This window comes from Actinocorallia sp. A-T 12471 (genome assembly GCF_033875155.1).
Lineage (GTDB): Bacteria > Actinomycetota > Actinomycetes > Streptosporangiales > Streptosporangiaceae > Actinocorallia.
In genome coordinates, this window is record NZ_JAWZTE010000002.1 from 577,771 (window position 1) to 602,425 (window position 24,655).

Annotated in this window: 25 protein-coding genes; 11 read left to right on the forward strand and 14 right to left on the reverse strand. The window is 71.9% G+C overall.

Annotated features, from left to right (window positions below):
- Positions 1 to 8 precede the first annotated feature (8 nt).
- From R9X44_RS07715 to R9X44_RS07770, 12 genes are all read right to left on the reverse strand, one after another.
- Positions 9 to 791 carry an SDR family oxidoreductase gene (locus R9X44_RS07715; RefSeq protein WP_319813299.1) on the reverse strand — a complete coding sequence of 261 codons (783 nt, stop codon included), beginning with the start codon at positions 789 to 791 and terminating at the stop codon, positions 9 to 11.
- On the reverse strand, positions 781 to 2,139 hold the full coding sequence (locus R9X44_RS07720; RefSeq protein ID WP_319813300.1) for an FAD-dependent oxidoreductase: 1,359 nt from the start codon (positions 2,137 to 2,139) through the stop codon (positions 781 to 783). The genes R9X44_RS07715 and R9X44_RS07720 overlap by 11 nt, the downstream gene beginning before the upstream one ends.
- Positions 2,136 to 3,053: an oxaloacetate decarboxylase gene (locus R9X44_RS07725; RefSeq protein WP_319813301.1), complete on the reverse strand. Its 918-nt coding sequence runs from the start codon at positions 3,051 to 3,053 to the stop codon at positions 2,136 to 2,138. The genes R9X44_RS07720 and R9X44_RS07725 overlap by 4 nt, the downstream gene beginning before the upstream one ends.
- Positions 3,050 to 4,225: a hypothetical protein gene (locus R9X44_RS07730; protein WP_319813302.1), complete on the reverse strand. Its 1,176-nt coding sequence runs from the start codon at positions 4,223 to 4,225 to the stop codon at positions 3,050 to 3,052. The genes R9X44_RS07725 and R9X44_RS07730 overlap by 4 nt, the downstream gene beginning before the upstream one ends.
- Before the next feature lie 81 nt (positions 4,226 to 4,306).
- Entirely contained in the window at positions 4,307 to 4,810 is a 504-nt protein-coding gene (locus R9X44_RS07735; protein WP_319813303.1) for a flavin reductase family protein, read from the reverse strand.
- A 38-nt stretch (positions 4,811 to 4,848) separates the two neighbouring features.
- A complete protein-coding gene (locus R9X44_RS07740) occupies positions 4,849 to 5,568 on the reverse strand; it encodes an ABC transporter ATP-binding protein (RefSeq protein ID WP_319813304.1) in 720 nt (239 codons plus the stop codon).
- Complete coding sequence (locus tag R9X44_RS07745) at positions 5,555 to 7,285, reverse strand: branched-chain amino acid ABC transporter ATP-binding protein/permease (protein WP_319813305.1); 1,731 nt, start codon at positions 7,283 to 7,285, stop codon at positions 5,555 to 5,557. Before R9X44_RS07745 ends, R9X44_RS07740 begins: the two co-directional genes overlap by 14 nt.
- A 2-nt stretch (positions 7,286 to 7,287) precedes the next feature.
- Positions 7,288 to 8,199 carry a branched-chain amino acid ABC transporter permease gene (locus R9X44_RS07750; protein WP_319813306.1) on the reverse strand — a complete coding sequence of 304 codons (912 nt, stop codon included), beginning with the start codon at positions 8,197 to 8,199 and terminating at the stop codon, positions 7,288 to 7,290.
- 55 nt (positions 8,200 to 8,254) lie between these two features.
- Positions 8,255 to 9,568 carry an ABC transporter substrate-binding protein gene (locus R9X44_RS07755; RefSeq protein WP_319813307.1) on the reverse strand — a complete coding sequence of 438 codons (1,314 nt, stop codon included), beginning with the start codon at positions 9,566 to 9,568 and terminating at the stop codon, positions 8,255 to 8,257.
- A gap of 87 nt (positions 9,569 to 9,655) precedes the next feature.
- Positions 9,656 to 10,510: an alpha/beta hydrolase gene (locus tag R9X44_RS07760; RefSeq protein ID WP_319813308.1), complete on the reverse strand. Its 855-nt coding sequence runs from the start codon at positions 10,508 to 10,510 to the stop codon at positions 9,656 to 9,658.
- Entirely contained in the window at positions 10,507 to 11,412 is a 906-nt protein-coding gene (locus R9X44_RS07765) for a VOC family protein (RefSeq protein WP_319813309.1), read from the reverse strand. The genes R9X44_RS07760 and R9X44_RS07765 overlap by 4 nt, the downstream gene beginning before the upstream one ends.
- Positions 11,409 to 12,584, reverse strand: coding sequence for a hypothetical protein (locus tag R9X44_RS07770; protein WP_319813310.1), 1,176 nt, complete (start codon positions 12,582 to 12,584; stop codon positions 11,409 to 11,411). Before R9X44_RS07770 ends, R9X44_RS07765 begins: the two co-directional genes overlap by 4 nt.
- A gap of 165 nt (positions 12,585 to 12,749) precedes the next feature.
- Here R9X44_RS07770 and R9X44_RS07775 point away from each other — a divergent pair, with 165 nt between their 5' ends.
- Positions 12,750 to 13,343 carry a helix-turn-helix domain-containing protein gene (locus R9X44_RS07775; RefSeq protein WP_319813311.1) on the forward strand — a complete coding sequence of 198 codons (594 nt, stop codon included), beginning with the start codon at positions 12,750 to 12,752 and terminating at the stop codon, positions 13,341 to 13,343.
- Positions 13,344 to 13,350: 7 nt separating this feature from the next.
- On the opposite strand, the gene R9X44_RS07780 is transcribed toward R9X44_RS07775, so the two are convergent.
- Positions 13,351 to 14,538 carry a helix-turn-helix domain-containing protein gene (locus R9X44_RS07780; RefSeq protein WP_319813312.1) on the reverse strand — a complete coding sequence of 396 codons (1,188 nt, stop codon included), beginning with the start codon at positions 14,536 to 14,538 and terminating at the stop codon, positions 13,351 to 13,353.
- A 192-nt stretch (positions 14,539 to 14,730) separates the two neighbouring features.
- On the opposite strand from R9X44_RS07780, the gene R9X44_RS07785 reads away from it, so the two are divergent.
- The 8 genes from R9X44_RS07785 (at position 14,731) to R9X44_RS07820 (ending at position 23,132) form a co-directional block, all read left to right on the forward strand.
- A complete protein-coding gene (locus R9X44_RS07785) occupies positions 14,731 to 15,573 on the forward strand; it encodes an ABC transporter ATP-binding protein (RefSeq protein WP_319813313.1) in 843 nt (280 codons plus the stop codon).
- Complete coding sequence (locus R9X44_RS07790; RefSeq protein ID WP_319813314.1) at positions 15,570 to 16,436, forward strand: ABC transporter ATP-binding protein; 867 nt, start codon at positions 15,570 to 15,572, stop codon at positions 16,434 to 16,436. The genes R9X44_RS07785 and R9X44_RS07790 overlap by 4 nt, the downstream gene beginning before the upstream one ends.
- On the forward strand, positions 16,433 to 17,320 hold the full coding sequence (locus R9X44_RS07795; protein ID WP_319813315.1) for a branched-chain amino acid ABC transporter permease: 888 nt from the start codon (positions 16,433 to 16,435) through the stop codon (positions 17,318 to 17,320). The genes R9X44_RS07790 and R9X44_RS07795 overlap by 4 nt, the downstream gene beginning before the upstream one ends.
- Entirely contained in the window at positions 17,313 to 18,419 is a 1,107-nt protein-coding gene (locus R9X44_RS07800) for a branched-chain amino acid ABC transporter permease (protein ID WP_319813316.1), read from the forward strand. Before R9X44_RS07795 ends, R9X44_RS07800 begins: the two co-directional genes overlap by 8 nt.
- Positions 18,416 to 19,678 (forward strand): ABC transporter substrate-binding protein, encoded by a 1,263-nt coding sequence (locus R9X44_RS07805; protein ID WP_319813317.1) that lies wholly within the window; start codon positions 18,416 to 18,418, stop codon positions 19,676 to 19,678. The genes R9X44_RS07800 and R9X44_RS07805 overlap by 4 nt, the downstream gene beginning before the upstream one ends.
- A gap of 205 nt (positions 19,679 to 19,883) precedes the next feature.
- Positions 19,884 to 21,146, forward strand: coding sequence for an ABC transporter substrate-binding protein (locus R9X44_RS07810; RefSeq protein WP_319813318.1), 1,263 nt, complete (start codon positions 19,884 to 19,886; stop codon positions 21,144 to 21,146).
- Between the two features lie 113 nt (positions 21,147 to 21,259).
- Positions 21,260 to 22,606: a cytochrome P450 gene (locus R9X44_RS07815; RefSeq protein WP_319813319.1), complete on the forward strand. Its 1,347-nt coding sequence runs from the start codon at positions 21,260 to 21,262 to the stop codon at positions 22,604 to 22,606.
- A 16-nt stretch (positions 22,607 to 22,622) separates the two neighbouring features.
- Positions 22,623 to 23,132 (forward strand): DUF6328 family protein, encoded by a 510-nt coding sequence (locus R9X44_RS07820; RefSeq protein WP_319813320.1) that lies wholly within the window; start codon positions 22,623 to 22,625, stop codon positions 23,130 to 23,132.
- Here the strand turns inward: R9X44_RS07820 and R9X44_RS07825 are convergent.
- Entirely contained in the window at positions 23,129 to 23,455 is a 327-nt protein-coding gene (locus R9X44_RS07825) for a hypothetical protein (RefSeq protein WP_319813321.1), read from the reverse strand. The genes R9X44_RS07820 and R9X44_RS07825 overlap by 4 nt on opposite strands.
- A 162-nt stretch (positions 23,456 to 23,617) precedes the next feature.
- Here R9X44_RS07825 and R9X44_RS07830 point away from each other — a divergent pair, with 162 nt between their 5' ends.
- Both R9X44_RS07830 and R9X44_RS07835 read left to right on the forward strand, forming a co-directional pair.
- Positions 23,618 to 23,953, forward strand: coding sequence for a plasmid stabilization protein (locus R9X44_RS07830; RefSeq protein ID WP_319813322.1), 336 nt, complete (start codon positions 23,618 to 23,620; stop codon positions 23,951 to 23,953).
- Positions 23,954 to 24,142: 189 nt separating this feature from the next.
- On the forward strand, positions 24,143 to 24,649 hold the full coding sequence (locus R9X44_RS07835) for a hypothetical protein (protein ID WP_319813323.1): 507 nt from the start codon (positions 24,143 to 24,145) through the stop codon (positions 24,647 to 24,649).
- Positions 24,650 to 24,655 lie beyond the last annotated feature (6 nt).

Here is a 24,655-nt window from a genome sequence, read left to right on the forward strand (position 1 = left end):
GGGTGCGTTCACCAGGCCGACCAGCCGCCGTCGACGTACACGACCTGGCCGGTCATGTACCGGCCCGCGTCGGACGCGAGCAGCAGCAGCGGCCCGTCGAGGTCGGGTCCCGGCTCGCCGAGGCGGCCGAGCATCGTGCGGTCCTCGAACCACTTGAGCCGCTCGGGGTCGGCGGCCAGCGGCGCGGTCATCTCGGTCGGGTAGAAGACGGCGGGGGCCAGGCAGTTGACGGTGACGCCGTGCGGCCCGAACTCGGCGGCCATCGACCGGGTGAGGTTGGCGATCCCGGCCTTCGACGCGTAATAGGCCGATTCGGGAATGGGCCCGACCCGCTCGGCGTAGACCGTCGAGAAGTTGACGATCGCGCCGCGCCCGGCCTTCGTCATGATCCGTCCGGCCGCCCGGTTGAGCAGCCAGGTCCCGGTGAGGTTGACGTCGAGGACCCGCCGCCACTCCTCCAGCGAGGTGTCGAAGACCTCGCGGCGCAGCATCGCGCCCGCGGCGTTGACCAGGACGTCGAGGCGGCCGTCGGGGTCGGCGGCGTGCGCGACGAGGGTCTCGACGTAGTCCTCGCGCGTCACGTCGAAGCGGAGCGCGCGGGCGCGGGCCCCCTGGGCGTGCAGCCGTCCGAGGGTCGCGTCGAGGTCGGCGCCGCGCGCGGGAAGGTCGGCGACGACGACCTCGGCTCCGCGCGCGGCGAGGGCGAGGGCCGCGTACCCGCCGAGCCCTCCCCAGGCCGCGCCGGTGACGAGGGCGCGCCGCCCGCTCAGGTCGAACAGGTCAGCGGTCATGGTTCCCCCCTGCGGCGGTGCGTCCCGCCGAGCGGCCGAAGATCGCGGCCTTGCCGATGGACGTGCCGGTGACGTATCCCGCGCCGTGCAGGCCGCCGACGAGTTCACCCGCCGCGTGCAGCCCCGGGATGGGCTCGCCGAACACGTCGAGGACGCGCATGTCCGGGTCGATCGTGAGGCCGCAGTAGGTGGCGAGCACCACCGTGGTCGAAGGGTGCGCGTAGAAGGGCGCGGTGATGATCGGCACCGGGGTCCCGACCCCTCCGGAGAGGGTCGTACGGCCCTGCGCGTCGGTGCCGCGTCCGATTGCCGCGTTGTAGGCCGCGACGGTCTCGCGCAGCGCGTCGGCCGGGACGTCGATGAGCCCGGCGAGCTCGGCCAGGCTCTGCGCCCGGACCAGGAGCCCGTTCTCGATCCGCGAAGCGAAGTCGTAGATGGGAACGCTCGGGTCCGAGCGGTCCATGACCCCCGCGTCGAAGATCTGGTACGCGACGCCGTCACGCTGGGCGAGGCACGCGTCGCCGACGACCTTGTAAGGCAGCGACTCGTCTACGAACCGCCGTCCTTCCCGGTTGACGGCGATCGCACCCTTGTAGATGGCGAGGATGCCCGTCCCTCCCTCGGCCCCTTCGGGGTCGGGGTGGATGCCGAAGGTGCCCTTGACGTACGGGGTGTCGATGACGCCCGCGCCCGCCTTCCACGCCATGAGCAGGCCGTCTCCGGTGCTGCCCTCGGCGCCGCCGCGCAGCGCCCGGTCCATCTGCGGGGCGAAGCGCGCGAGCAGCTCGGGGTTGCGCGAGAACCCGCCCGACGCCAGCACGACGGCGTCGGCGTGGATCTCCGCCCCGCCCTCGGTGACGACGCCGCGCACGGCCCCGTCGGCGACGATCAGCCGCGCGACCCTGACCCCGGCGTAGAAGTCCGCGCCCAGGGCCTTCGCACGCTCCAGGAGGGTCCGGACGAGGACGCCGGTGTCGGTCGGGTGGGAGCGCGGGACCGTCTGTCCCGACGCCGCGTGCACCTCGCCGTACGCGACGCCGAGCCCCTTCAACCACCGGTAGGTGGCCAGCTGACGCGCGCAGTAGGCGTCCACGAGGGCGGGGTCGTTGCGGTGCATGCCGGTTTCGAGCAGGTCAGTGCGCAGAAGTTGCACGCTGTCCGCGATGCCCGCCTCGGCCTGTTCGTCGGTCCCGGCGAAGGCCGACAGACCCGCCGAAAGAACCGTGCTGCCGCCGATCTCGTGCCGTTTCTCCAGGATCGTCACCCGCGCCCCGGCCTCGGCGGCCGCGACGGCGGCGGCGAGCCCGGCGAGCCCGGCCCCGACGACGAGCACGCTCGGCCCGCTCATCGGCCCTCCCCGGTGAAGCGCGCCTCAAGCTCGGTGTATCCGGCGAGGGAGAAGATCCGCTGCCGGTCGGCCCAGGGCAGCAGCGCGTCGGTGCGCGAGCGGGTCTCGCCGGCGGCGGCGAGGTGGGCGAGCGCGGCGCGTCCGGCGTGCATCATGCTGCGCATCAGGTAGTTGGCGAACAGCGCGACGGTGAAGCCCAGCTCCTCGAGCTCGGCGAGGCTCAGTTCCGGGGTCTTGCCGCCCTCCACGATGTTGGCGAGCAGCGGGACGCCCTCCAGCGCGCGCCCGACCTCGCGCATCTCCTCGACCGTGCGCGGGGCCTCCACGAAGATCACGTCGGCTCCCGCAGCCGCGTATGCCTTTGCGCGGGAGATCGCCTCGTCAAGGCCGAGCACTCCGCGCGCGTCGGTCCGCGCGATCAGCACGAGCCGGGAGTCCCCGCGCGCCTCGACGGCGGCGCGGATCTTGCCGCACATCTCCTCGGCGGACACGAGCTGGTGTGCGTCGAAGTGGCCGCAGCGCTTGTTGAGCACCTGGTCCTCGAGCTGGATGGCGGCGGCCCCCGCGTCGATCAGCTGCCGTACCGTGCGCATCACCGAAAGCGCAGCGCCGTAGCCGGTGTCGGCGTCCACGATGAGGGGCAGGTCGGTGGCTTCGGCGAGGCGGCGGACGTGGTCCACGACCTCCTTCTGTGAGATGAGGCCGATGTCGGGCAGGCCGTACTGGGCGTTGGCAAGGCCCGCGCCGGTCAGGTAGGCGCAGGACAGGCCGGACTCCTCGACCAGGCGAAGCCCGGCCGCGTCGGTGACGCCGGGGGCGACGAACGCACGGCCGGACGAGAGCAGGGCGCGCAGGTCGGTGCGGCGTTCCTCGGCGGTACGTGACGGCAGGACGGCGTGCAGGGAGGCGTTCACAGGTGGACTCCGGGGACGTCGGCGGCACCGAGGCGCAGGGCGGCGTACGCCTGGCCGAGCGGGTCGGCGAGCAGGAACGCGTGGCCGATGGCGGCGGTGACGTCCTGGTAGCGGCGGTGCAGCGGGTGGTCGGTGTAGGCGGTGCGGCCGCTTGAGGCGCGCATCAGCCGGGTGACGGCCGCGCCCGCGTCCTGCGCGGAGCGGGCGAGGTCGTAGCGCAGGCGGGCACGCCGCTCGCGGTCCGGCCACTCCCCCGCCTCGGCGACGGCGGTCAGCTCGGCGGCGGCGTTGCGCAGCTTCAGCAGCCCGGCGTCCACCACGTAGGACTCGGCGGCGAGGTGGTCCTTGATGAGGGCGTCGTCGCGCAGCATGCCGCCGTAGTTGGAGCGGCGGGTGGAGGTCTCGGCGGTCCAGGCGTCCACGAACCCCTGTGCCGCGCCGAGTGCCCCCGCCGCGATGATCGCGTTGAAGACGACGGCCCAAGGCAGCCGGTAGAGCGTTCCGGGGTTGACGTCACGGCCGGGCAGCGGCGCGCCCAGGAGGTAGGTGTAGTCCACGTGGGACTGGGCGCGGTGGGCGGGCACGAACACGCCGTCCACGACGACGTCGTTGCTCCCGGTCGCCGCAAGGCCCGCCGTGTGCCAGGTGTCCTCGATGCGGTACTGGGCGCGGTCGAGGATGACCGAGGTGAAGTCGGCGACCTCGGTGCCGTGCCAGTCGCGGCCGCCCGCGATGCCGCCGAGGATGACGCCGTCGGTGTGCAGGGAGCCCGAGGAGAACGACCAGCGGCCGGAGACCTTGTAGCCGCCGTCGACGCGCTCCACCTTCCCGGTCGGGGTGTAGGAGGACGCGAGGGTACGGGCCGGGTCGTCGCCCCAGATCTCGGCCTGCGTCCGCTCGGGGAACAGGGCGACCTGCCACGGGTGGACGCCGACGACCGCGGTGATCCATCCGGCGGCGGGCGCGACCCTGCCGATCGCGACGACAGCGTCGAGGAACTCCCCGAGGGGCACTTCGCCGCCGCCCCAGCGCGCGGGCTGGAGGGCGCGCAGGACGCCGCTCTCGCCGAGCTGCTTCCACGCGGTGTCGGTGAGGCGGCGCTGCCGTGCGCCCTCGGCGTCCTCGGCCGCGAGGACGGGCGCGGCGGCTCGGACGTCGTCAAGGAGAGACATGGTTCTTCCACTTCCTCCCTGTAGTGATCACTACAGGGAACTAGGCAGACGTGTGCCCCGCGAAAAGGTCGGGGGGAAGGGTCAGGAGGCGAGCTTGAGCGAGCCGTAGCCGCCCCGGTAGAAGATCAGCGGTCCGGCGTCGGCGCGGGCGCTCAGGCCGAGCACCCCGCCGAGCGCGAGGAAGTGGTCGCCGACCTCCTGCACGCCCGCCAGCGAGCACTCGATCCAGGAGATCGCGTCGCTGAGCACCGGCGCGCCGGTCTCGCCGGGCGACCAGGCGAGCGCGCCGAACTTGTCGGCCCCCCGCGTGGCGAACAGGCGGCAGACGTCCTGGTGGTCCTCGCCCAGCACGTTGACGCAGAACGCGCCGGCCTCGCGGATGCGCGGCCACGTGGTGGACGAGGCGTCGGGGAAGAACCCGACGAGCGCGGGCCGCAGCGACACCGAGGTGAACGAGCCGACGGCCATGCCGACGGGCTCGCCGTCGTGCACGGCGGTCACCACGACCACGCCGGTCGGGTAGTGGCCGAGGACGCGCCGCAGGTCGTCAGGGTCGATCTCGCGCGGCGTGACGGCTTGGGACATCGGGCTTCTCCTTCTCCTGAAGTGAGGGGTTCGGACGTTCAGAACAGGTCCCAGTAAGACTCGCGGGCGCGCATCTCCTCGGCGGTCTCGGCGAGCAGCAGACGGCCGGAGCGCAGCACGCACACCCGGTCGCAGATCCGCAGCGCCTGGGCGACGTTCTGCTCGAGGAGCAGCACGCCGGGCCCCTCCCGGTCGGCGAGCGCGCGGACCGCGTCGAAGATCTGCTGGACGACGCCGGGCGCGAGGCCAAGCGACGGCTCGTCGAGCAGCAGCAGGCGCGGCCCCGCCATGAGCGCCATGCCGAGGCTGACCATGCGCTGCTGGCCGCCCGACAGCCGTCCGGCGAGCTGCCCTGGCCGTTCGGCGAGCAGCGGGAACAGCTCGCGCACGAGGTCGAGCCGCGCCGCGGTGTCCATGCCGCGCGGCGCGTTCGCCGCGCCGAGCCGCAGATGGTCGGCGATCGACAGGTCGGGGAACACGAACCGCTCGGACGGGATCAGCGCCATCCCCGCCCTGACGTTGGCCCGCGCGGAGCGGCCCGTGGCGTCGCGTCCGGCGAACGCGACGCGGCCGCCCTGGGCGGGCAGCAGCCCGAGGACCGTGCGGATCACCGTGGTCTTGCCCGCGCCGTTGTGGCCGAACAGGCCGACGACCTCACCGGGCGCGACGCTCAGTTCGAGGTCGTGCACGATGCGCTTGGGGCCGTACCCGGCGTGCAGTCCCGACACTTCGAGCAGGGACGGTTCAGACCGTGCCAAAGTAAGCCTCCGCGAGCCGGGGCGACGCGGTGAGTTCCGCGACAGTGCCGTGGGCGGTGATCCTGCCGAGTTCCATGAAGTACACGTCGTCGGCCAGGCGGCTGACCACGTGCAGGTTGTGTTCGACGATGCAGACCGTCCTGCCCTGCCGACGCACGTCCTCGATGAGTTCCAGCATCCGTTCCACCCACGCGGTGTCGATGCCGGAGGCGGGCTCGTCAAGGAGCAGGACGCGGGCCTCGGTGGCCAGGGCGCGCGCCAGCGACACGAGCTTGGACTGGCCGTAGGACAGGGCTCCGGCGGGCACGTCGGCGAACTCGGCCATGCCGACGAACTCCAGCCACTCGCGCGCCTTGGCGCGCACCTCGGCCTCGCGCCGCGCGACCCCGCTTCCCGGCGTGAACAGCCGGGTGACGTGCTCGCCCGCCTGCTCCTGCACGCCGAGCATGACGTTCTCCAGGCAGGTCAGCCGCTGCGGCAGCCGCACGTCCTGGAAGGTCCTGACGAGTCCGAGCCCGGCGATCTCGTCGGGGCGGCGGCCGACGAGATCGCGCCCGGCGAGCTCGACGCTGCCCGCGTCGGGGGCGATCGCGCCGGTCAGCAGGTTGAAGACCGTGGTCTTGCCCGCCCCGTTCGGCCCGATCAGTGCGGTGATGGTGCCTTCGCGTAGTTCAAGGTCGAGTCCTTCGGCGGCGGTGATGCCGCGAAAGCGCTTGCCCACGCCCGAGGTGCGCAGGACGACCTGGGCCTCCTCCCACGCGGCGCGGCGCAGGGCCTGGTCGGCGGGGTCGGTCTCGGCCGGGGCACGTCCTGCGGGGGGCGGCTGCGTGGTGGGCGCGGCCTTGCCGCCGCGCGCTCCCCGCTCGGGAAGCAGCCCCTGCGGGCGCAGCAGCATGACCGCGACGATCAGCGTCCCGTAGACCGCCGACTGCGCCAGCGCGCTCTGCGCGGAGTCGAGGCCGAGCACCTGCCTGAGCAACGGCTGGATCAGGGTGAGGAGCGCGCCGCCGAGGACCGCGCCCCACAGGTTGCCCGCGCCGCCGAGGATCACCATGGCGATGACCGTCATCGACAGGTCGAGCGCGTACAGGCCGGGTGAGGCGAGGCTGAGCGACGCCGTCGAGACGCCGCCCACAAGTCCGGCTAGGGCGGAGGTGATGGCGAAGACCGTGAGCTTGGCGGCGTACACGTTCTTGCCGTGCGCGCGCGTCGCCTCGGGGTCTTCGCGCAGCGCCCTGAGGACGCGTCCGAAGGGCGATTCCCCGAGCCTGCGGCACAGCGCGAAGGTGAGCGCGGCGACGGCGAGGGCGACGACGAGCCAGTCGGCCTGGTCGTCAAGGTGCCAGCCGAAGATCGCCAGGCCGGACAGGTCGGTGATGCCGAGGGTGCCGCCGAGTTCGGGGAACGTGGCGATGACGCCGAGCAGCGCGAGCGTGAAGGCGATGGTGAGCAGGATCAGGTACTCGCCCGACAGCCGCAGCGCGGGAAGCCCGATGAGCAGGCCCGCGAGCCCGGCGACGGCCGCGCCCGCCGCGAGCGCGGGCAGGAACGCCCACTCCTGGGCGGTGGCGAGGTAGGCGACGGTGTAGCCGCCGAGCGCGGCGAAGCCCGCGTGCCCGGCCGAGAGCTGCCCGGCGTAGCCGAGCAGCAGGTTCAGCGACAGGGCGAACCCGGCGAACACCGCCATCTGCACGAGGTAGAAGAGCCAGAGGGACATCCTCACGCCCCCTTTCCGACGAGCCGACGGGGCAGCAGCGGCCCCGCGGCGCGGATCACGAGATAGCCGACGAGCAGCACGAACACCGTCGTCTGGGTCCACTGCAACGACAGCCACAGGCCCGACCACGCCTCGGCGAGCCCGACGCCGAGCCCGACGAGCAGCACCCGCAGCGGTGACGCCGACGTCCCGGCGAGGAACGCCACGACGATCGCGTAGATGCCGGGCCGTGTGCCCATCGCGGGATCGACGGTGTACTGCAGCCCGTACCAGAGCGCGCATACGCCGGCGATGAACGAGCCAGCCGCGAAGCACACAAGGTAGACGGTCCGTACGTCGATGCCCTGCGCGGCCGCGAGCCCCGGGTTGCCCCGGGTCGCGCGGACCGCGCGGCCGAGCCCGGTGTACCGCAGCGCGGCGGCGAGGCCGAGCACGAGGACGACGCTGGTCGCCGCCTGGTACACGTCGAGGTTGACGAAGGAGGCCCCGAAGGCCCGGAGCGGCTCGATCGACGGCCCGTAGTACGGCTGTGACTGCGAGCCCCACACCAGCTGGAGCAACGCGATCCCCGCGACGCCGACGCCGAGCGAGGCGACGAACACCGGCATCATGCCGTCGCCGCCCGAGCGTGCCGCGACCCTGCGGTAGACGAGCAGTTCGAGCAGCACGCCGAGGACCGTCCCGGCGAGGACGCCCAGGAGGGCGGCGGGCCAGAACGGCAGCCCGGCTTCGGCCGTCAGGGAGTAGGCCGCGTAGGCGGTGAAGGTATAGGTGAGGGAGTAGGCGAAGTGGAAGCGCGTGGTGACGCCGAGGATCAGCGCGAACCCTGCCCCGAGCGCGCCGTACGACGCGCCGTGGAACAGGCCGCTTGCGGTGAGCTGGGCGAGGTCGCCCCCGGCCGCGAGGACTTGCATGCGGACTCCCCTGGGTTACGGAGTCGGCCGGGCCCCCGCAGGGGCCCGGACCGCCTTACGGCTGGGCGAACCCGGCGCCGTTCATGTCGAAGGTCGCCAGCGGGGAGATCTCGCCGTCCTTGTACTCGAAGACCCCCTGCGGCCTTGTGGAGACCGAGTGCGTCTTGGGGTCGAGGGCGAGGACGCCGGGGGTGGCGGCGTCGCCGCCGTAGACGCTGGGGAACTCGTGGTCCTTCTCCAGCGCGGCGAGCAGCTGTGCGCCGTCGTTCACGTCGCCGCCTTCGGCGAGGACATGACGGACCAGCTCCCACAGGGCGAGGGCGTCCTCGTACATGTTGGCCGCGTAGAAGCCCGGCTTCTCGCCGTACGCCGCCTCGTACTCCTTCACGAAGAAGGTCGCCAGAGGGTTCTCGGCCTTGCCCGCGTCGAAGTAGTCCATCGCGAACGCGAAGCCCTCGGCGTCGAAGACGCCCTTGGAAGCGGCCACGGCGGTCGTGGTGAACTCCATGCCGAGCTCCTGCGACTTCACGCCCGCCGCCTTGGCCTGCGCCATGAACGCGCCGGGGGCCTGTCCGGCGAGGCCGAGCAGCAGCAGGTCGGGGTTGGCCGAGGCGACCTTCGGCAGGACCGCGGAGAAGTCGGTCGATCCGGCGGGAAGCAGCTCGTACAGGCCGCTGAACTTCAGGCCCGACTGCTCGATCTTGGCGAGGACGTCATCCTTGATGGCCTTGCTCGCCGGGCCGCCGACGTCCCAGCCGACCAGGCCGACGGTCAGGTCGGACTTGCCGGGGTTGGCGCGCTTGAACCATTCGAACGCGCCCGGGTAGGAGTCGTTCGGGGAGACCGCGCGGGTCCCGTAGAAGTACGGGACGCCCTGGGCGTACATGGCCGTGCCGCCGACGCCGTCGAAGGTGAGGATCTTGTTCTTCGACGTCTCCTCGAGCATCGCGCCGAAGCCGTCGACGTAGGACGACAGCTTCGCCGGGACCTTCGCTGCGACGAGCTCGTTGATGGCCTGCTTGGACTTGGCCGGGTCGCCCGAGCCGTGGTCGACGAAGGTGACGTCGATCTTCGGTCCCCCGGCCGCCTCGATGTGGCGCACGGCGAGCTTGACGGCGTTGGAGGTCTCGACGCCGTCGGCGCTGCCGATGCCCGACATCGGCAGGGCCGCGCCGATCTTCCAGGTGAGGCCGTCGCCGTTCTTCGCCGAGGCGTCGATGCCGAGGATCGTCGCGAGCTCCTTGCCCGCCGCGGCGTTGTCCTCGGCGGAGACCTCGGGGTCGGCGTCGCCGCCGCACGCGGAGAGCAGCAGGGACAGGGCGGCGGCACTCGCGGTGAGCACGAGCCGGGGGCGGGTGTTTCTGGGCATGGGTGTCCCCTCAGGGGTGGTTCGGAAAGCGGGGTGGAAAGGGGCGGTGACGCCGGGGAACGCGCCGGGGATGTCCGCCCGGGCGGCTCAGAAGTCGCCGCTGACGAAGCCGTCGACCATGCGGGCGAACAGCTCGGGGTACTCGATCTGGCTCCAGTGCCCGCACTTGGGCACGATGTGCAGCCGCGCGTTGGGGATGTGCCGCGACAGGTACAGGCTCGAGTCGACCGGGACGATCTTGTCCTCGCGCGCGGCGATCACCAGGACGTCATGCTCGATCTTCGCCAGCTCCTCCGGCGACCAGCCGACGCGCGGACCCGCGCTGAAGTCGAACGTCGCCTCGTGCGAGCGGCGGACCTCGGGCCGGTTGGCGCGCGGCACCCGGATCGCGGCGATCTCCTGGAGCCGGTCGCCGAAGGCCGAGGTGTCATAGACGAACAGCGAAAGCAGCTCGGCCATCGCCGCCTCGGTGGGGTCGTCGTAGAAGGTGATGAGCTTGCCGAGGCCGGGGAGCGGCTGGAGGCCCGGCATGCCGCCGCTGCCCATCAGGATGACCTTCTCGACGCGTTCCGGCCGCTCGAGGGTCATCGCCAGGGACATCTGGCCGCCATAGGAGTTGCCGACGAGCGTCACCTTGTCCACGCCGAGCTTGTCGAGCATGCCCCAGATGGCCGCGACGCGCAGTTCGGTGAACGCGACCATGCCGCGCGGCGGCGGGTTCGGGTGGTCGGAGTCGCCGAAGCCCAGAACGTCGGGCGCGACGCAGTAGTAGCGGTCGCCGAGGTCCTGGATCAGCCGCTCCCAGTTGGACAGGCCGGTCACGCCGGGGCCCGAGCCGTGCAGGAACAGCAGCGCGGGCTTCGACGGGTCCCCGGCCGTGCTGACGTGCAGGTCGTACTCGCCCGTCGGGACGCGGGTCGTGGTGATCTCGGCGGGCATCATGCCTCCTTGGGCTGGTTGAAGATCGCGAACGGCAGCTCGTCGCGGGCGGGGGTGCCGCGGTGGCCCCAGATCTTGGTGCTGGTGTAGGTCGCGGGCTCCCACAGCGCGTCGTCCACGACGACGCCGCCGTGCCCGTACTCCAGGTGGAAGCCGGCCGGCGTGTACAGGTAGAAGGAGGTCGTGCGGTCGTTGGAGTGCCGTCCGATGGTCAGCACTACGGGCACGCCGCGTTCCTCGCACATGTCGTAGGCGGTGCCGACGTCGTCGAGGGAGCCGACCTCGACCATGAGGTGCTGGAAGCCCGCGGCGTCGGGGATCTCGGCGATCGCCAGCGAGTGGTGGCGGCCGTTGACGTGGTAGAACTGCGCGTTCAGCGGCGGGTCGATGATCCGGTCGGACAGCCGGAACCCGAGGGTCCCGGTGAAGAAGTCGTTCGCGGCGGCCATGTCGGGCACGACGAGGACCGCGTGGCCGAGGCCCTGTTCGCCGGTGACGAACCCGCTGATGTTGCGGCCGGGGGTGAACTGGCCGGGGTGGCGGTACTGGCCCCAGGCGATCTCATGCCGGTTGCCCCACGGGTCAACGAACCAGGACAGACCGGCCACATGCCGTTCGGCGGCGAGCTCCGGGGAGCCCTCGTGCACGTCGAGTCCGTAGGCGGCGACGCGCGCGGCGACCTCGGCGAGGTCCTCGGGGGTGCGGACGCCCCAGCCGAGGTAGGCGAGGGCGTGGTCGTCGCCCGGGTGGATGACAAGGCGGTGGTCGGCGTCGTCAACCCGCAGGTAGACGGTGCCGTCCGCGCCGCGCGCGGCGATCTGCATGCCGAGCACTTCGGGCCCGAAGGTGAGCCACTCGGCGTGCCCGGGCGAGGCGAAGCCGATGTAGGCGAGCGACTGGATCACAGTTGGATCTCCACGGGGGTGGCTCCCAGCGCGCGGGAGGCGTAGGCGAGTCCGCAGGCGTCGGCGGCGAGGAAGGCGTGGCCGAGCGCGGTGACGATGTCCTGGTAGCGGCCGTGCAGGGGGTGGTCGAGGTAGGCGACGCGCCCGCTGGAGACCCGGTAGAGGTCGCTGACGGCGTCGCCGACGAGCTCGCAGCCCCGGGTGATGTCCCAGCGGTAACGGGCCCGCTCGTCCTTGTCGATGTACCGGCCCTCTTCACCGGCCTTGGTGATCTCGATGGCGGCGCGGCGCATCTTGAGGATCGCGGCGTCGAGCGTCCAGTAGGCGTTCGCGAGGTGCTTCTGGACCAGCGGGTCCTCGGCGACCGAGCCGCCCCAGTTGGCGCGGCGGGTGGCGGTGACCTTCGTCCACTCGTCAAGGAAGCCCTGGGCCATGCCGAGGGTCGGCGCGACGAGGACGAGGTTGAACAGGGTCGCCCACGGCAGCTTGTAGCGGGGTCCCGGGTTGGTCTCCTGGCCCGGCGCGAGGACGTCGGGCAGGTACTCGTAGCGCAGGTGCGACAGGAAGCGCTCGGCGGGGACGAAGGCGTCCTCGACCACGATGTCCTTGCTGCCGGTGCCCTTGAGGCCCGAGGTGAACCAGTTGTCCTCGATCCGGTACTGCTCGCGCAGCAGGATGATCGAACCGTAGTCGGGGAACCGCTGCCCGCCGAGCTCGATGGTCCCGGCGTTGCCGCCGAGGATGACGCCGTCGCCGTGGTCACAGCCGGAGGAGAACGACCAGCGGCCGCTCACCTGGTAGCCGCCCTCGACGGGCGTCACCTTGCCGGTCGGCGCGTAGGACGACGACAGCATCCGCGCCGCGTCCTCGCCCCACAGGGTCCGCTGGACGGCCTCGGGGAACAGCGCGCTCTGCCACGGGTGGGAGCCGACGACGCCGGCGACCCAGCCCGCCGACGGGGCGACGCGCGCCACCTCGAAGACCGCGTCGAGGAAGTCGACGAGCGGGGCCTCCGCGCCGCCCCAGCGCGCTGGCTGGAGGGCGCGCAGGACGCCGGTCTCCAGCAGGTGTTTCCAGGTGGTCTCGGTCAGGGACCGGCGTTCGACGGCGACCCGTTCTTCGGCAGCCAGTTCGGGCGCCAGCGCCCGGACCCGGTCAGCGATCGTCGGCACAGCGATGCCTCCAGGTTCTCTGTAGTATGTGCTCTAGCCTGTAGTAAGCACTACAGGATTCACAAGCCGGAAACATAGACAAAGTCCCGTGTGATAGCAAGGGGTTCCGTGGCACCGAAAACCGAAAGACGCGCTCAGCACAGCGAGGAGTCGCGCCGAAGGATCTTGCAGGCCGCGGCGGAGATCGCCGCGGAACGCGGGTACGACGGCACGAGCGTCGCGCTGGTCACCAAGCGCTCAGGGCTGCCCGCGAGCTCCGTCTACTGGCACTTCGGCAGCAAGGACGAGCTGCTCGCCGAGGTGGTCGAGCACAGCTACCGCGAGTGGCTGCCCGCGCTGAACCGCTGGACGCCGCCCGAGCCCGGCATCGACCGCGTCGCCTACCTGCGCTCAGCCCTGCAGGACGCGGGCAAGAGCTTCGCCGACCAGCCGGAGTTCATGCGGCTCGGCCTGATGCTGCTGCTGGAACGCCGGGTGGAGGAGCCCGCCGCGCGCGCCCGCTTCAAGCGCATCCGTACCGAGATGCTCGACTCGATGAGCGCGTGGTGGGGCGCGGTCCTGCCCGACGACGCCGTCGCCGCCCGCCCCGACCTGCCGCGCTCACTCGCCCAGCTCAACATGGCGGCGGCCGACGGCCTGTACGCGATGGCCATGAGCGGTTCGGACGCCGTCGAGATCTCCCGGCTCCAGGACCTGCTCGCCCTCGCGCTCGACGCGGCGGCCGAGCGGATCACCAGGGAGCTCACCGGGGGTTCCTGAACCGGCGTCAGCCTCCGGCGAGCCGGTGCGCGTCGAGCGCGAGGGACAGTTCCACCGCGTCGCGCGGACGGTCGGGCGAGCGGCCGGTCAGCGCCTCGATGCGGCGCAGCCGGTTGAAGACGGTGTTGCGGTGGCAGTACAGCGCGGCGGCCGTCCTGGTGACCGAGCCGTCGCGGTCGAGCAGGCAGTCCAGGGTGCGCAGCAGCGTGTCGCGTTCCGGCGGGTCGAGCGCGAGGACGGGGCCGAGCACCGTGCCGACGAGCCGGGCCGCGAGGTCGGGGCGGCTCACCGCGAGCGCGGCCGGCAGCCTGTCGTCAAGGCGGACGATCTCGGTCTCCCGGCACGTGCTGAGGGCCGTCATCGCGAGCCTGCGCCCCTCCGACAGGCCAAGGAGGCCCTCGATGAGGGGGCTCACCCCTGCGGGTCCGGGGAGTTCGGGGGTGAGCGCGGCGAGCGCGTCGGCGGGGTCCGCGCCGTTCAGCCAGACGACGAGGATGTCGCCGTCGGTGCGGGGGCGGCGCAGCACGCGCAGCCCGCCGAGCCGCGCGGGCGGGCAGGACGGCGAGGTGGCCTCAGGACGGCACGCGACGACGAGGTAGGCCCCGAACTGCGGCACCCCGAGCGCGCCTGCCGCCTCCCGCACCACGTCGGTGTCGGCACGGCCCTCAAGGAGCGCCTCGAGGAGCGCCTCGGCGCGCTCGGCGCTGCGGCGGCTCAACTCCGCCTCGCGGCGGCGGTAGCCGGTGACCGCGGCGATCGCCTGGCGGTCCACGTCCTGCCAGATGCGTCCCGCGAGGTGCAGGATCGTCCCCGCCGAGCCGGGATACTCACGGGCGATCAGGTCGACCATGGCGTCCCAGGTGATCTGGGTGGCGAGCCGGTACCCGCGCAGCAACGACTCAAGCGGGACGCCCTGTTCGGCGCGGCGCGCGGCCGTCGCCGCCGCGATCTCGACGTCGCGGCGCTGGGCGCGCTCCTGGTAGGCGGCGGCGATGCCCGCGCCGAAGCTGCGTTCCATGTCCCTGCGCAGCTCCGCCTCGGGCAGCACCCGGTAGGCGTCCTCGTCGGCGCGCAGGGCGGTGAGCAGCTTGCCCGCCATGTCGGGTACGCCGTCCATCATCCTGACGGCGACACGCCGCATGAGGTCGGCGCTCTCCGGGTCGGTCTTCCGGTCCGTCTTCGCGGCGCCCGGCACGGCACCACCCCCACCAGCCCGAGCGGAATCAACGTCAAACGCACGTTATCGGATGAATGTGCGTTTGCACACACTTCACCGGGTGTTACGCATGGCCACTTGTGCACCCGTCTCCACTTCCGGCCAAGCTCTGGACGCCCGCCCATCGAGCCGGTTTGTGTGAGCCATCACACATCCGATGGAGGACCCTGTATGCACGCAGCCAAGCCGCCGCCCGACCGCACGACAGCTCCACCCCACGGCGACGCAGGTCTGCGCGTCCACGACCTCGCGGTCGCCTACGGCAGGGTCCAGTCCCTGCGCGGAGTCTCGCTCACCGCGCCGCTCGGCTCGATCGTCGCCGTCCTCGGCGCGAACGGGGCGGGCAAGAGCACGCTGCTGCGCGCCGTCTCCGGCACCCTCCGCTTCCACAAGGGCTCGATCACCTCGGGCGCGGTGGAGTACGCGGGCGCGCCGCTGACCGGTCTCGACGCGGCGTCCGTCGTCGCCAGGGGCGTCACCCAGGCGCCCGAGGGCCGCCGGATCTTCGGCAGGATGACCGTCGCGGAGAACCTGCGCGCGGGAGCGCTCGGCGGTGCGGGCCGCAAGGCGACGGCCGAGGCGCGCGCCCGCGTCCTCGACCTGTTCCCCGTCCTGGCCGAACGCGCGGGCCAGCGCGCGGGCCTGCTGTCGGGCGGCGAACAGCAGATGCTGTCGATCGGCCGCGCGCTGATGGCACGGCCCTCCCTGCTCCTCCTTGACGAGCCCACCCTCGGCCTCGCCCCTTTGATGCAGCGGAAGATCGCGCAGACCATCACCGAGATCAACGCGCAGGGCACCACGGTTCTGCTTGTCGAGCAGAACGCCGCGACCGCGCTGTCGCTCGCCTCGCACGCCTATGTGCTCGAGGTCGGCGAGGTCGTGATGAGCGGCCCGGCCGCCGAGCTCGCCGCGAGCGACGAGGTGCGCCGCCGCTACCTGGGCGAGGGCGGCGAGGAGGAGACCGACGACTCCGACGCCGCGCCCCGGCCCGTCCTGACGAGGTGGGCGGGATGACAGTGGCTCCGCTCCCCCCGGAAGACCCGGTCGCCGTCCCACGTCTGAGCGTCGAGGACGTCACCGTCAGGTTCGCCGGACTCGTCGCGCTCGACGCGGTCAGCTTCACCGTCGAGCCCGGCAGCATCCACGCGGTCATCGGCCCCAACGGCGCGGGCAAGTCGACGTGCTTCAACGTCCTTTCCGGCGTCTACCGGGCGACCTCGGGCAGCGTCAGGTTCGGCGAGACCGAGCTGACCCGGCTGCCCACCCACAAGATCGCCGCGCTCGGGGTGGCCCGCACCTTCCAGAACATCGCCCTGTCGCAGCACCTGCCGGTCGCGGCCAACCTGATGCTCGGCAGGCACCGGCTCACCCGCGCCGGGTTCGTCTCGGCGGGCCTGCGGCTGCCGCAGGCCCGCCGTGAACGTGCCGCGCACGCCGCCCGCGTCGCGGAGATCGCCGCCTTCACCGGCATCGCCGACAAGCTGCACCTGCCCGTCGGGCTGCTGCCCTACGGGGTGCAGAAGCGGGTGGAGCTCGCCCGCGCGCTGTGCATGGAACCGCGGCTGTTGCTGCTCGACGAGCCCGTCGCGGGCATGAACGGCGGCGAGCGGCGCGAGATGACCCGGCTCATCTCCGCGATCCGGGAGGACCTGGGCATCTCGCTCCTGCTCGTCGAACACGACATGGGCATGGTCATGCGGCTCGCCGACGCCGTCACCGTCCTGGACTTCGGCAAGCGCATCGCCGACGGCGCGCCCGCCGACGTCCAGCGCGACCCAGAGGTCATCCGCGCCTACCTCGGCGCGGCGGCGGACGACGGCACGGACAGCGGCACGGGAGACGGCAAGGACACGTCGGTCAAGGAGGAAACGGCGTGACCCACTTCGCCGAACTGCTGCTGAACGGGATCTCGATGGGCTCGGTCTACGCGCTCATCGCCCTCGGCTTCGTCATCATCTTCAAGGCGAGCGAGGTCGTGAACTTCGCGCACGCCTCGCTGCTGCTCGTCGGCGGCTTCCTGATCGCCGAACTGCACGACGACATCGGCTTCTGGCCCGCGGTGCTCGCGGGCGCGGCGGGCGCGGCGCTCACCGCCGCGTTCGTGGAGTTCGCGATCATCCGCAGGTCACGCGCCCACCACAGCGTCCTGGCGATCGTGACGATCGGCATCGACATCATCCTCGCCACCGAGCTGACCCGCAGGATCGGCACCCAGGTCATGGCGATGGGCGACCCGTGGGGCGACTCCGTCGTCCACCTCGGGCCCGTGTCGATCGCCGAGACCAGGATCGTCGCGCTGATCGTCGCGGCCTGCCTCATCGGCACGTTCCTGCTCGCCTTCAAGTACACGGGCTGGGGCGTGGCCATGCGGGCCGCCGCCGAGGACCACGAGACCGCCGCGCTGATGGGCGTCAGGCTCAGCCGGGTCTCGCTCAGCGCGTGGGCCGTCGCCGGGGCGCTCGCCGCCGTCGCCGCCCTGTTCCTCGCGGTCTTCCCCACCCCCGGCCTCGACCGCACCACCGGCCTCATCGCGCTCAAGGCGTTCCCCGCCGCGATCCTCGGCGGGCTCGACTCCACCACCGGCGCGCTCGTCGGCGGGCTCGTCATCGGCGTCACCGAGGCGCTGATGAGCGGCTACCAGGGCGAGATGGCGTTCCTGGGCAGGGGCATCGGCGACGTCGCGCCCTTCCTCGTCATGATCATCGTCCTGCTGATCCGTCCCGCGGGGCTCTTCGGGACGAGGGAGCTGACCCGTGTCTGACACCCGCGCCCCCCGGCTCCTGCGCCTCGCCCTGTGGGCCGCCACCGCCTTCGCCGCGGTGCTCATCCCCTTCTACCTCGACGCGTTCTGGCTCATGGCGGGGCTGTTCGCCATGTCGGCCGCGGTCGGCGCGATCGGCCTCAACCTCGTCACCGGCGCGACGGGCCAGCTGTCCATGGGCCACGCGTTCTTCCTCGCCGTCGGCGCGTACACCTACGTGTACCTGTCGTCGGAGTCCAGCGGGCACCTGTCCGGGCTCGGCCTGCCGACGGGCGTCGCCGCGATCGGCGCGATCATCGCCGCGGGCCTGGCCGGAGGGCTGTTCAGCCCGATCTCGGCGAGGCTCAAGGGCGCCTACCTGGGCATCGCGACGTTCGCGCTGATCTTCCTCGGCCAGCACGTCATGCACAACGCCGAACCCATCACCGGCGGGTACAACGGCCGGGCCGTCCCCCCGCTCAACCTCTTCGGGTTCTCCTTCTCCGACACCCCTGAACTCGTCGTCCTCGGCATCCCCTTCGGGGCGCTGGAACGCCTGTGGTACCTGGCCGTCATCCTGCTCGTCCTCGCCGCCTGGTTCGCCAAGGGCGTCCTGACGGGCAGGCCCGGCCTCGCCATGAACACCATCCGCGACCACGAGACGGCGGCGGGCGTCATGGGCGTGCCCGTCGCCAGGTACCGGGCCGGCGTGTTCGTCCTGTCGTCGATGTACGCGGGGCTCGCCGGGGTCATGCTCGCCCTGGTGTTCCAGCGGACCGTCCCGGACTACTTCGGCATCATCCTCGCCCTCGACTACCTCGCCATGATCGTCATCGGCGGGCTCGGGTCGGTCGGCGGCGCGGTGCTCGGCGCGGCCCTGGTCACCCTGCTGCCGCAGATCCTCACCCGCTACAGCGACTCCCTCCCGCTCGTCGCCCAGCCCGGTACGGGCGGCGGCGGGTTCTCCCCGGCGGAGGCCGCGCGCATCCTCTACGGATCCGTCGTGGTCGCCGTCGTGCTTTTCCTGCCCGCGGGACTGCTCGGACTCGCCCAACGCGTCCGGCAGCGCCTGTCGGGTTCCCTCCCCCACCCCTCCACCCCCACAAGGAGTGCTCCTTGAGCAGGTTCCGCTTCCGCGCAGGCGTCGTCGGCGTCACGCTCCTCGCCCTGGCCGCGACGTCGTGCGCCAGCGACAAGGCCGCCGACAAGGGCGGCTCCACCGGCGCCGACGGCGTCAAGCACGGCCCCGGCGTCACCGACGACACCATCACCGTCGGCATGATCACCGACCTGACCGGCCCCTACGCGCCGCTCGGCAAGAGCATCAGCCAGGCGGGCCAGGTCTACTTCGACGAGGTCAACGCCGCGGGCGGCATCTGCGGCCGCAAGGTCGAGCCGCTGGTCCGCGACATGGGCTACGACGTCCAGAAGACCGTCGCCGCCTACACCGAGCTCGAACCGAAGGTCGCGGCGCTCCCGCAGTTCATCGGCTCGGCCACCATCGCCTCGGTCCGCGACAAGCTCGAGGCCAGCGGCCCGCTGACGCTCGCGCTCGCCTGGGCCCCGAGCGTGCTCGGCGCGGACTCCATCCAGATGACCGGCACCACCTACGCCGTCGACGTGATCAACGGCGTGGACTTCCTGGTCAAGGAGCGCGGCATCAAGGCGGGCGACAAGATCGGCCACGTCTACGTCGAGGGCGACTACGGCGACGACTCCCTGGCCGGATCGAAGTACGCGGCCGAGAAGCTCGGGCTCAGCGTGGTCGAGCAGAAGGTGAAGGCCACCGACGCCGACATGAGCTCGCAGGTCTCCGCGATGAAGGAGGCGGGCGTCAAGGCGGTCATCCTGTCGATCGCGCCGCGGCAGACCGCCTCGTTCGTCGGCGTCGCGGCCGCCGCGGGCCTGAAGATCCCGGCCCTGGGCAGCAACTCGGCGTTCGCGCCGCAGCTCCTGGCGACCCCGGCGGGCCCGGCCCTGCTCGGCGACTTCTACATCCTGCAGTCCTCGAGCCCGCTCAGCGCCGACCTTCCCGCGATGAAGAAGATCGTCGACTCCTACAAGGCCAAGTTCCCGCAGGACAGCCTGGACAACGGCGTCATGGCGGGCTACGTCTCGGCGCAGGTCGTCGGCGACTCGCTGAAGAAGGCGTGCGAGAACAAGGACCTCAGCCGCGCCGGCATCATCTCCGCGCACCGCTCCCAGAAGGCTTGGGACGGCGGGTTCGGCTTCGCCTACGACTTCACCGACTCCACCCAGCCGCCCACCCGCAGCACCTTCATCCTGAAGGCCGACAAGGACGCCGTCGGCGGCCTGAAGGTCTTCAAGGACTCCGCAGTCTCCGAGCTCGCCGGGGGCTTCCCGATCACCGCGGGCTGACGCTTCAGCCGTCCCGCGTCCGAAGGCCGGTCCCTCCCCGGGGCCGGCCTTCGGCAATGGGCGTCGTCACACGGTTCCGGGGTCCGCGCGGGCCGGTCTTGTGCCGCCGCCGCGAGTTGCCCGCCCCCTCTGGACGGCCCGGGGTCCGGCCCGTTTGTGTGAGCCACCACACACACCGCGGGATCCGTACCTAAGGAGCGTCCCTGTGACCAGGTTCCGTCTTCGCTCGGGCGTCGTGGGCGTCGCCCTGCTCGCGCTCGCCGCGTCCTCCTGTGCCAGCGACAAGGCCGGGGACGGCGGCGCGGGCACGGGCGCCGACGGCGTCAAGCACGGCCCCGGCGTCACCGACGACACCATCACCCTCGGCCTCATCACCGACCTGACCGGCCCGTACGCGCCGATCGGCAAGAGCCTCAGCCAGGCCGCGCAGCTGTACTACGACGAGATCAACCTGGGCGGCGGGATCTGCGGCCGCCAGGTCGAGACGCTGGTCCGCGACATGAGCTACGACGCGCAGAAGACCGCGGTCGCCTACACCGAGCTCGAGCCGAAGGTCGCCGCGCTGCCGCAGTTCCTCGGCTCGACCACGATCGCCTCGGTCCGCGACAGGCTCGAGGCGAGCGGCCCGCTCACCCTCGCGCTCGCCTGGGCCCCGAGCGTCCTGGGCGCGAAGCCGATCCAGATGACGGGCACGACCTACGCGATCGACGTCATCAACGGCGTCGACCACCTCGTGAAGGACCGCGGCCTGAAGAAGGGCGACAAGATCGGCCACGTGTACCTGGAGGGCGACTACGGCGACGACTCCGTCGCGGGGTCGAAGTACGCGGCCGACAAGCTCGGCCTCAGCGTGGTCGAGCAGAAGGTGAAGCCGACCGACGCCGACATGAGCTCGCAGGTGTCGGCGCTGAAGCAGGCGGGCGTCAAGGCGATCATCCTGTCGATCGCGCCCAAGCAGACCGCCTCGTTCGTCGGCGTCGCGGCCACCGCGGGCCTCAAGGTGCCGGTGCTCGGCAGCAACTCGGCGTTCGCGCCGCAGCTCCTTGCCACCGACGCGGGCCCGGCGTTCCTCGGCGACTTCGCGGTCCTGCAGGCGGCGAGCCCGCTCAGCGCCGACCTGCCGATCATGAAGACGATCATCGCCGGATACTCGGACAAGTTCCCCAAGGACGGGCTCGACAACGGCGTCATGGCCGGATACACCTCGGCCATGGTCGTCGGCGACGCGCTGAAGAAGGCGTGCGAGAACAAGGACCTCAGCCGCGACGGCATCATCGCCGCGCACCGCTCCCAGAACGCCTGGGACGGCGGGTTCGGCTCGACCATGGACTTCACCGACCCGGCCCAGCCGCCGACCCGCAAGACCTACCTCCTGAAGCCCGACCCGAAGGCCGCGGGCGGCCTGACCGTGCAGAAGGACAACTTCACGTCCGACCTCGCCGCCGCGTACCCCGTGACGGCCGGCTGACCCCGTCCGTCGGAGGCCGGTCCCCCCTCGGGACCGGCCTTTCGCGTAGAACCGGAAACGGGGGGAAGGGGAGCTATCGGAGCTTCATCCGATGCTGCGGAGGGGGACGGCAGATGGTGGCGACCCAGGGGAGGGAGCGCACCTCGACCGGCGGGGCGGACCGGGTGTCGCTCGCCGACGAGGCGCTGATCACCGGCGGGGTGCTCGTCCCGCTCGTCGCGCGCGGGCTGCTCGCGCGCTGGCCCCTCATGGTGAACCTCGGCGACCTCGTCGACGCCGACCGCTACTCGGTGAGGCTGCTGCTGCACATGCGGGCCAAGTACGGGCGGGACAAGGCGCTGCTGCTCCGGCTCGCCGGACGCAAGCTCGCCCTCGTCCTCGACGCCGAGGGCGTCAGACGGGTCCTGGAAGGCGAGCCCGAGCCTTTCGCGGTCGCCAACCTGGAGAAGCGGCACGCGGTGGGACGGTTCCAGCCGAAGGGCGTCCTTGTGTCCTCGGGGCCCGAGCGCCAGGCGCGCCGGGTGTTCAACGAGGAGGTCCTGGACACCGGGCGCGGGCTGCCCAGGCAGGCCGAGACGTTCGCCAGGGTCGCCCGCGAGGAGGCGGCGGTCCTGCTGGAGTTCGCCGAGCGCCGCGGCGAGCTGCGCTGGGACGAGATGCGCGTCGCCTGGGCACGGGTGCTGCGCAGGATCGTGCTCGGCGACGGCGCGCGCGACGACCACGCCGTCACCGACACCCTGTTCCGGCTCAGGCGCGAGGCCAACTGGGGGTTCGCGCCGCGCAGCGAGCGCACGTACAAGGAGTTCAAGGGCAGGCTCGACGGGCATCTGCGCCGCGCCGAGGGGGGCAGCCTCGCCGCCCTCGTCGCGCGCACCCCGCACGACCCCGAGGTCGCGCCCTACGACCAGGTGCCGCAGTGGCTGTTCGCGTTCGACGCGGCGGGCCTCGTGCTGTTCCGCGCGCTCGCGCTGCTGTCCGCGCACCCTGTGCAGGCCGCCCGCGCGCGCACGGCGATCGAGCGCGACCCCGTCGCCCTGGGGTATGTGCGGGCGTGCGTCCTTGAGTCGGTGCGGCTGTGGCCCACCACTCCGGCGATCCTGCGCGACGCCACACGCGACGTCTCCTGGGGCGGCGGCGTCATCCCCGAGGGCTCGGCGGTGCTGATCCCGGCGACGTTCACGCAGCGCGACCCGCAGACCCTGCCTTACGCCGACGCGTTCACGCCCGAGGTGTGGACCGACGGGTCGGCCGAGGAGAGCTGGTCGGTCGTCCCGTTCAGCGGCGGCCCGGCCGCGTGTCCCGGCCGCGACGTCGTCATGCTGGCGTCGGCGGTGTTCCTCGCCGCGCTGCTGGCGGGCCACGGCTTCCGGCAGACGGGCGGACGCCGCCTGTCCCCCGAAGTCCCGCTCCCGGGCAGTCTGAGCCCCTACCGCCTGAGGTTCGCCGTCGGCGCGCTGTGAGACGGGGAGAAGACAAGTGCCCGAGGCGTCCGGCCCGCGCTGGACCGACAGGAACGAGACGGAGAGCGCGCGGCTCGACCGCAACTACGAGGAGCTGCTCCAGGAGCTGCGGGTGGCGCAGACCGGCGTGCAGATCCTCTTCGCGTTCCTGCTCACCCTGCCGTTCCAGTACGGCTTCGGCAGGACCTCGCAGCTCGACCGCGTGGTCTTCGTCGTGACGCTGATGGCCGCGACGGTCGCCACCGCCCTGCTCATCGCACCCGTCGGCTTCCACCGGCGGGTGTTCAGGCAGGGCCGCAAGAGCGACCTCGTGCACGCCGCGTCGTTCTTCGCCCAGATCGGGCTCGCCGCCCTGGCGGTGGCGATGTCGGGGGCGATCTTCGTGGTCACCGACGTCGTGCTCGGGATCGGCTGGGGCGCGGCGCTCACCTTCGCGGCCCTGGCCGTCCTTGTCTTCTTCTGGTATTTCGCCCCGTTCTTCTGGGACCTGCGCAGAAGCAGGCGGGAGGGGCGTTCTGAGCGCTAGCGACCGCTCCGATCCTCCTTCGTGCCCTTTCGGGTGAGCTTGTCGCGCTCCTCCTGGTCCGGGTCGCCGGGCTTCCCGCCGACCTGCGCGCTCTGCCCCGTGCCCTCGTGCACGGCGCCGCGCGGCCGTTCCGTGCGCTCGTCCGACGGCGGCTGCGGCGACGCCTGCGCCTCCGCGACGCGTTCGGCGTCGGCCTGGTCGAGGTCCTCGGCGGGGACCCCGCGTTCCAGGTCGTGCTCGACCCGCCGCGCCGCCTTCTCCGACTTGCCCCTGCCCGGCTCGCGCCCCTGCGGTCCCGGCTCCGGCTCGACCTTGGTTCCCATGACGTCCTTCCCCGCGCCCGGACGGTCCGGCGCACCGCGTTCCTTAATCCCCTTCCCCCACACAAGCGGTCAAACAGCGATAAACGCCTCCTTTCATCAAGCGCTCCCTGGGTAGGGGCACCTGTAACGGAAACAGGAACCTACGCAACGGAGGTACGGCAGATGCCCCGCCAGGACTGGAGCGACAAGCGGGAGAGGCAGTACGAGCACATCAAGGAGTCGGAGAAGAAGCAGGGCAGAGGCGAGCGGCGCGCCGAGGAGATCGCGGCCCGCACCGTCAACAAGAACCGCGCCCAGGCGGGCGAGGCGAAGTCGTCGAGCAAGCTGTCCCGCGAGGACATGTCCCCGCAGCAGCGCGGCGGCCAGCGCTCGGGCACCGCCCGCGAAAAGGGCCGCACCAAAGACCAGCTCTACAACGAGGCCAAGAAGAAGAACATCGAGGGCCGCTCAAAGATGACCAAGGACGAGCTAAAAAAGGCCCTCGGCACCTCAGACTGACCCACGCCACCCAACAACTTTTCCCACAAATCACGGGCCACCACGCCGGAGTTCCTGTGGGAGGGGCTCGACCGCAAGGCATACCCGCTGCTCACCGAGCTGCGCCGGCGCGGGCGCGACGTCATCCTGCTCGGCTTCACCGACCGGACCGCCTCGATCATCGCCAACGCCGAAACCGCCAAGGCCGCGATGCGGCCGCGCCTGCTCGGCCTGGCCGACGGCTCAGGTGACGGCACGGGCAACGGGGCCGAGCCCGGCGTGACCGCGGTCCTCGGCACGGGCCCGCGCGTCGCGGGCACCGACCTGCGCACCCAGCCGGTCGCCCCCGACACCCTCGCGGGCAAGCTGAGGTTCGTCGACGAGGCCGTCGCGGAGGTCCAGGCCCCCGGGGTGCCGCCCGTGGACGGTGCGCCCGGCGGCACGCTCAACGGCTTCAAGGTGCTGTCCGATGTGCTGAACAGCCTCGCGCTGCTCGGCTTCGGCGTCGACAACCCCGTCGAGGACCACTGCTTCGTGCCGTCCGCCAGCGCGGTCTCCATCCGTGACGTCACCGCCGACACCCTGCACGTCCCGGTGAACGGCCTCCCGGCCGAGGAGAGCGACTTCCACGACTTCACCCTCGCCGAGCGGAACGGCCCGCACACCGTCATCACCGAGGCGCACGCGCGCTGGCTGCTCGACCACATCACGTACTGAACGCAC

Excerpts from the sequence above, each read along its gene's own strand:
- R9X44_RS07825 (WP_319813321.1), bottom strand. The coding sequence starts at position 23,455 with ATGGGAACCAAGGTCGAGCCGGAGCCGGGACCGCAGGGGCGCGAGCCG.
- R9X44_RS07790 (WP_319813314.1), top strand. The coding sequence starts at position 15,570 with ATGACAGTGGCTCCGCTCCCCCCGGAAGACCCGGTCGCCGTCCCACGT.
- R9X44_RS07720 (WP_319813300.1), bottom strand. The coding sequence starts at position 2,139 with ATGAGCGGGCCGAGCGTGCTCGTCGTCGGGGCCGGGCTCGCCGGGCTC.
- R9X44_RS07815 (WP_319813319.1), top strand. The coding sequence starts at position 21,260 with ATGGTGGCGACCCAGGGGAGGGAGCGCACCTCGACCGGCGGGGCGGAC.
- R9X44_RS07755 (WP_319813307.1), bottom strand. The coding sequence starts at position 9,568 with ATGCCCAGAAACACCCGCCCCCGGCTCGTGCTCACCGCGAGTGCCGCC.
- R9X44_RS07750 (WP_319813306.1), bottom strand. The coding sequence starts at position 8,199 with ATGCAAGTCCTCGCGGCCGGGGGCGACCTCGCCCAGCTCACCGCAAGC.
- R9X44_RS07760 (WP_319813308.1), bottom strand. The coding sequence starts at position 10,510 with ATGATGCCCGCCGAGATCACCACGACCCGCGTCCCGACGGGCGAGTAC.
- R9X44_RS07715 (WP_319813299.1), bottom strand. The coding sequence starts at position 791 with ATGACCGCTGACCTGTTCGACCTGAGCGGGCGGCGCGCCCTCGTCACC.
- R9X44_RS07835 (WP_319813323.1), top strand. The coding sequence starts at position 24,143 with ATGCGGCCGCGCCTGCTCGGCCTGGCCGACGGCTCAGGTGACGGCACG.
- R9X44_RS07830 (WP_319813322.1), top strand. The coding sequence starts at position 23,618 with ATGCCCCGCCAGGACTGGAGCGACAAGCGGGAGAGGCAGTACGAGCAC.
- R9X44_RS07745 (WP_319813305.1), bottom strand. The coding sequence starts at position 7,285 with ATGTCCCTCTGGCTCTTCTACCTCGTGCAGATGGCGGTGTTCGCCGGG.
- R9X44_RS07735 (WP_319813303.1), bottom strand. The coding sequence starts at position 4,810 with ATGTCCCAAGCCGTCACGCCGCGCGAGATCGACCCTGACGACCTGCGG.
- R9X44_RS07785 (WP_319813313.1), top strand. The coding sequence starts at position 14,731 with ATGCACGCAGCCAAGCCGCCGCCCGACCGCACGACAGCTCCACCCCAC.
- R9X44_RS07730 (WP_319813302.1), bottom strand. The coding sequence starts at position 4,225 with ATGTCTCTCCTTGACGACGTCCGAGCCGCCGCGCCCGTCCTCGCGGCC.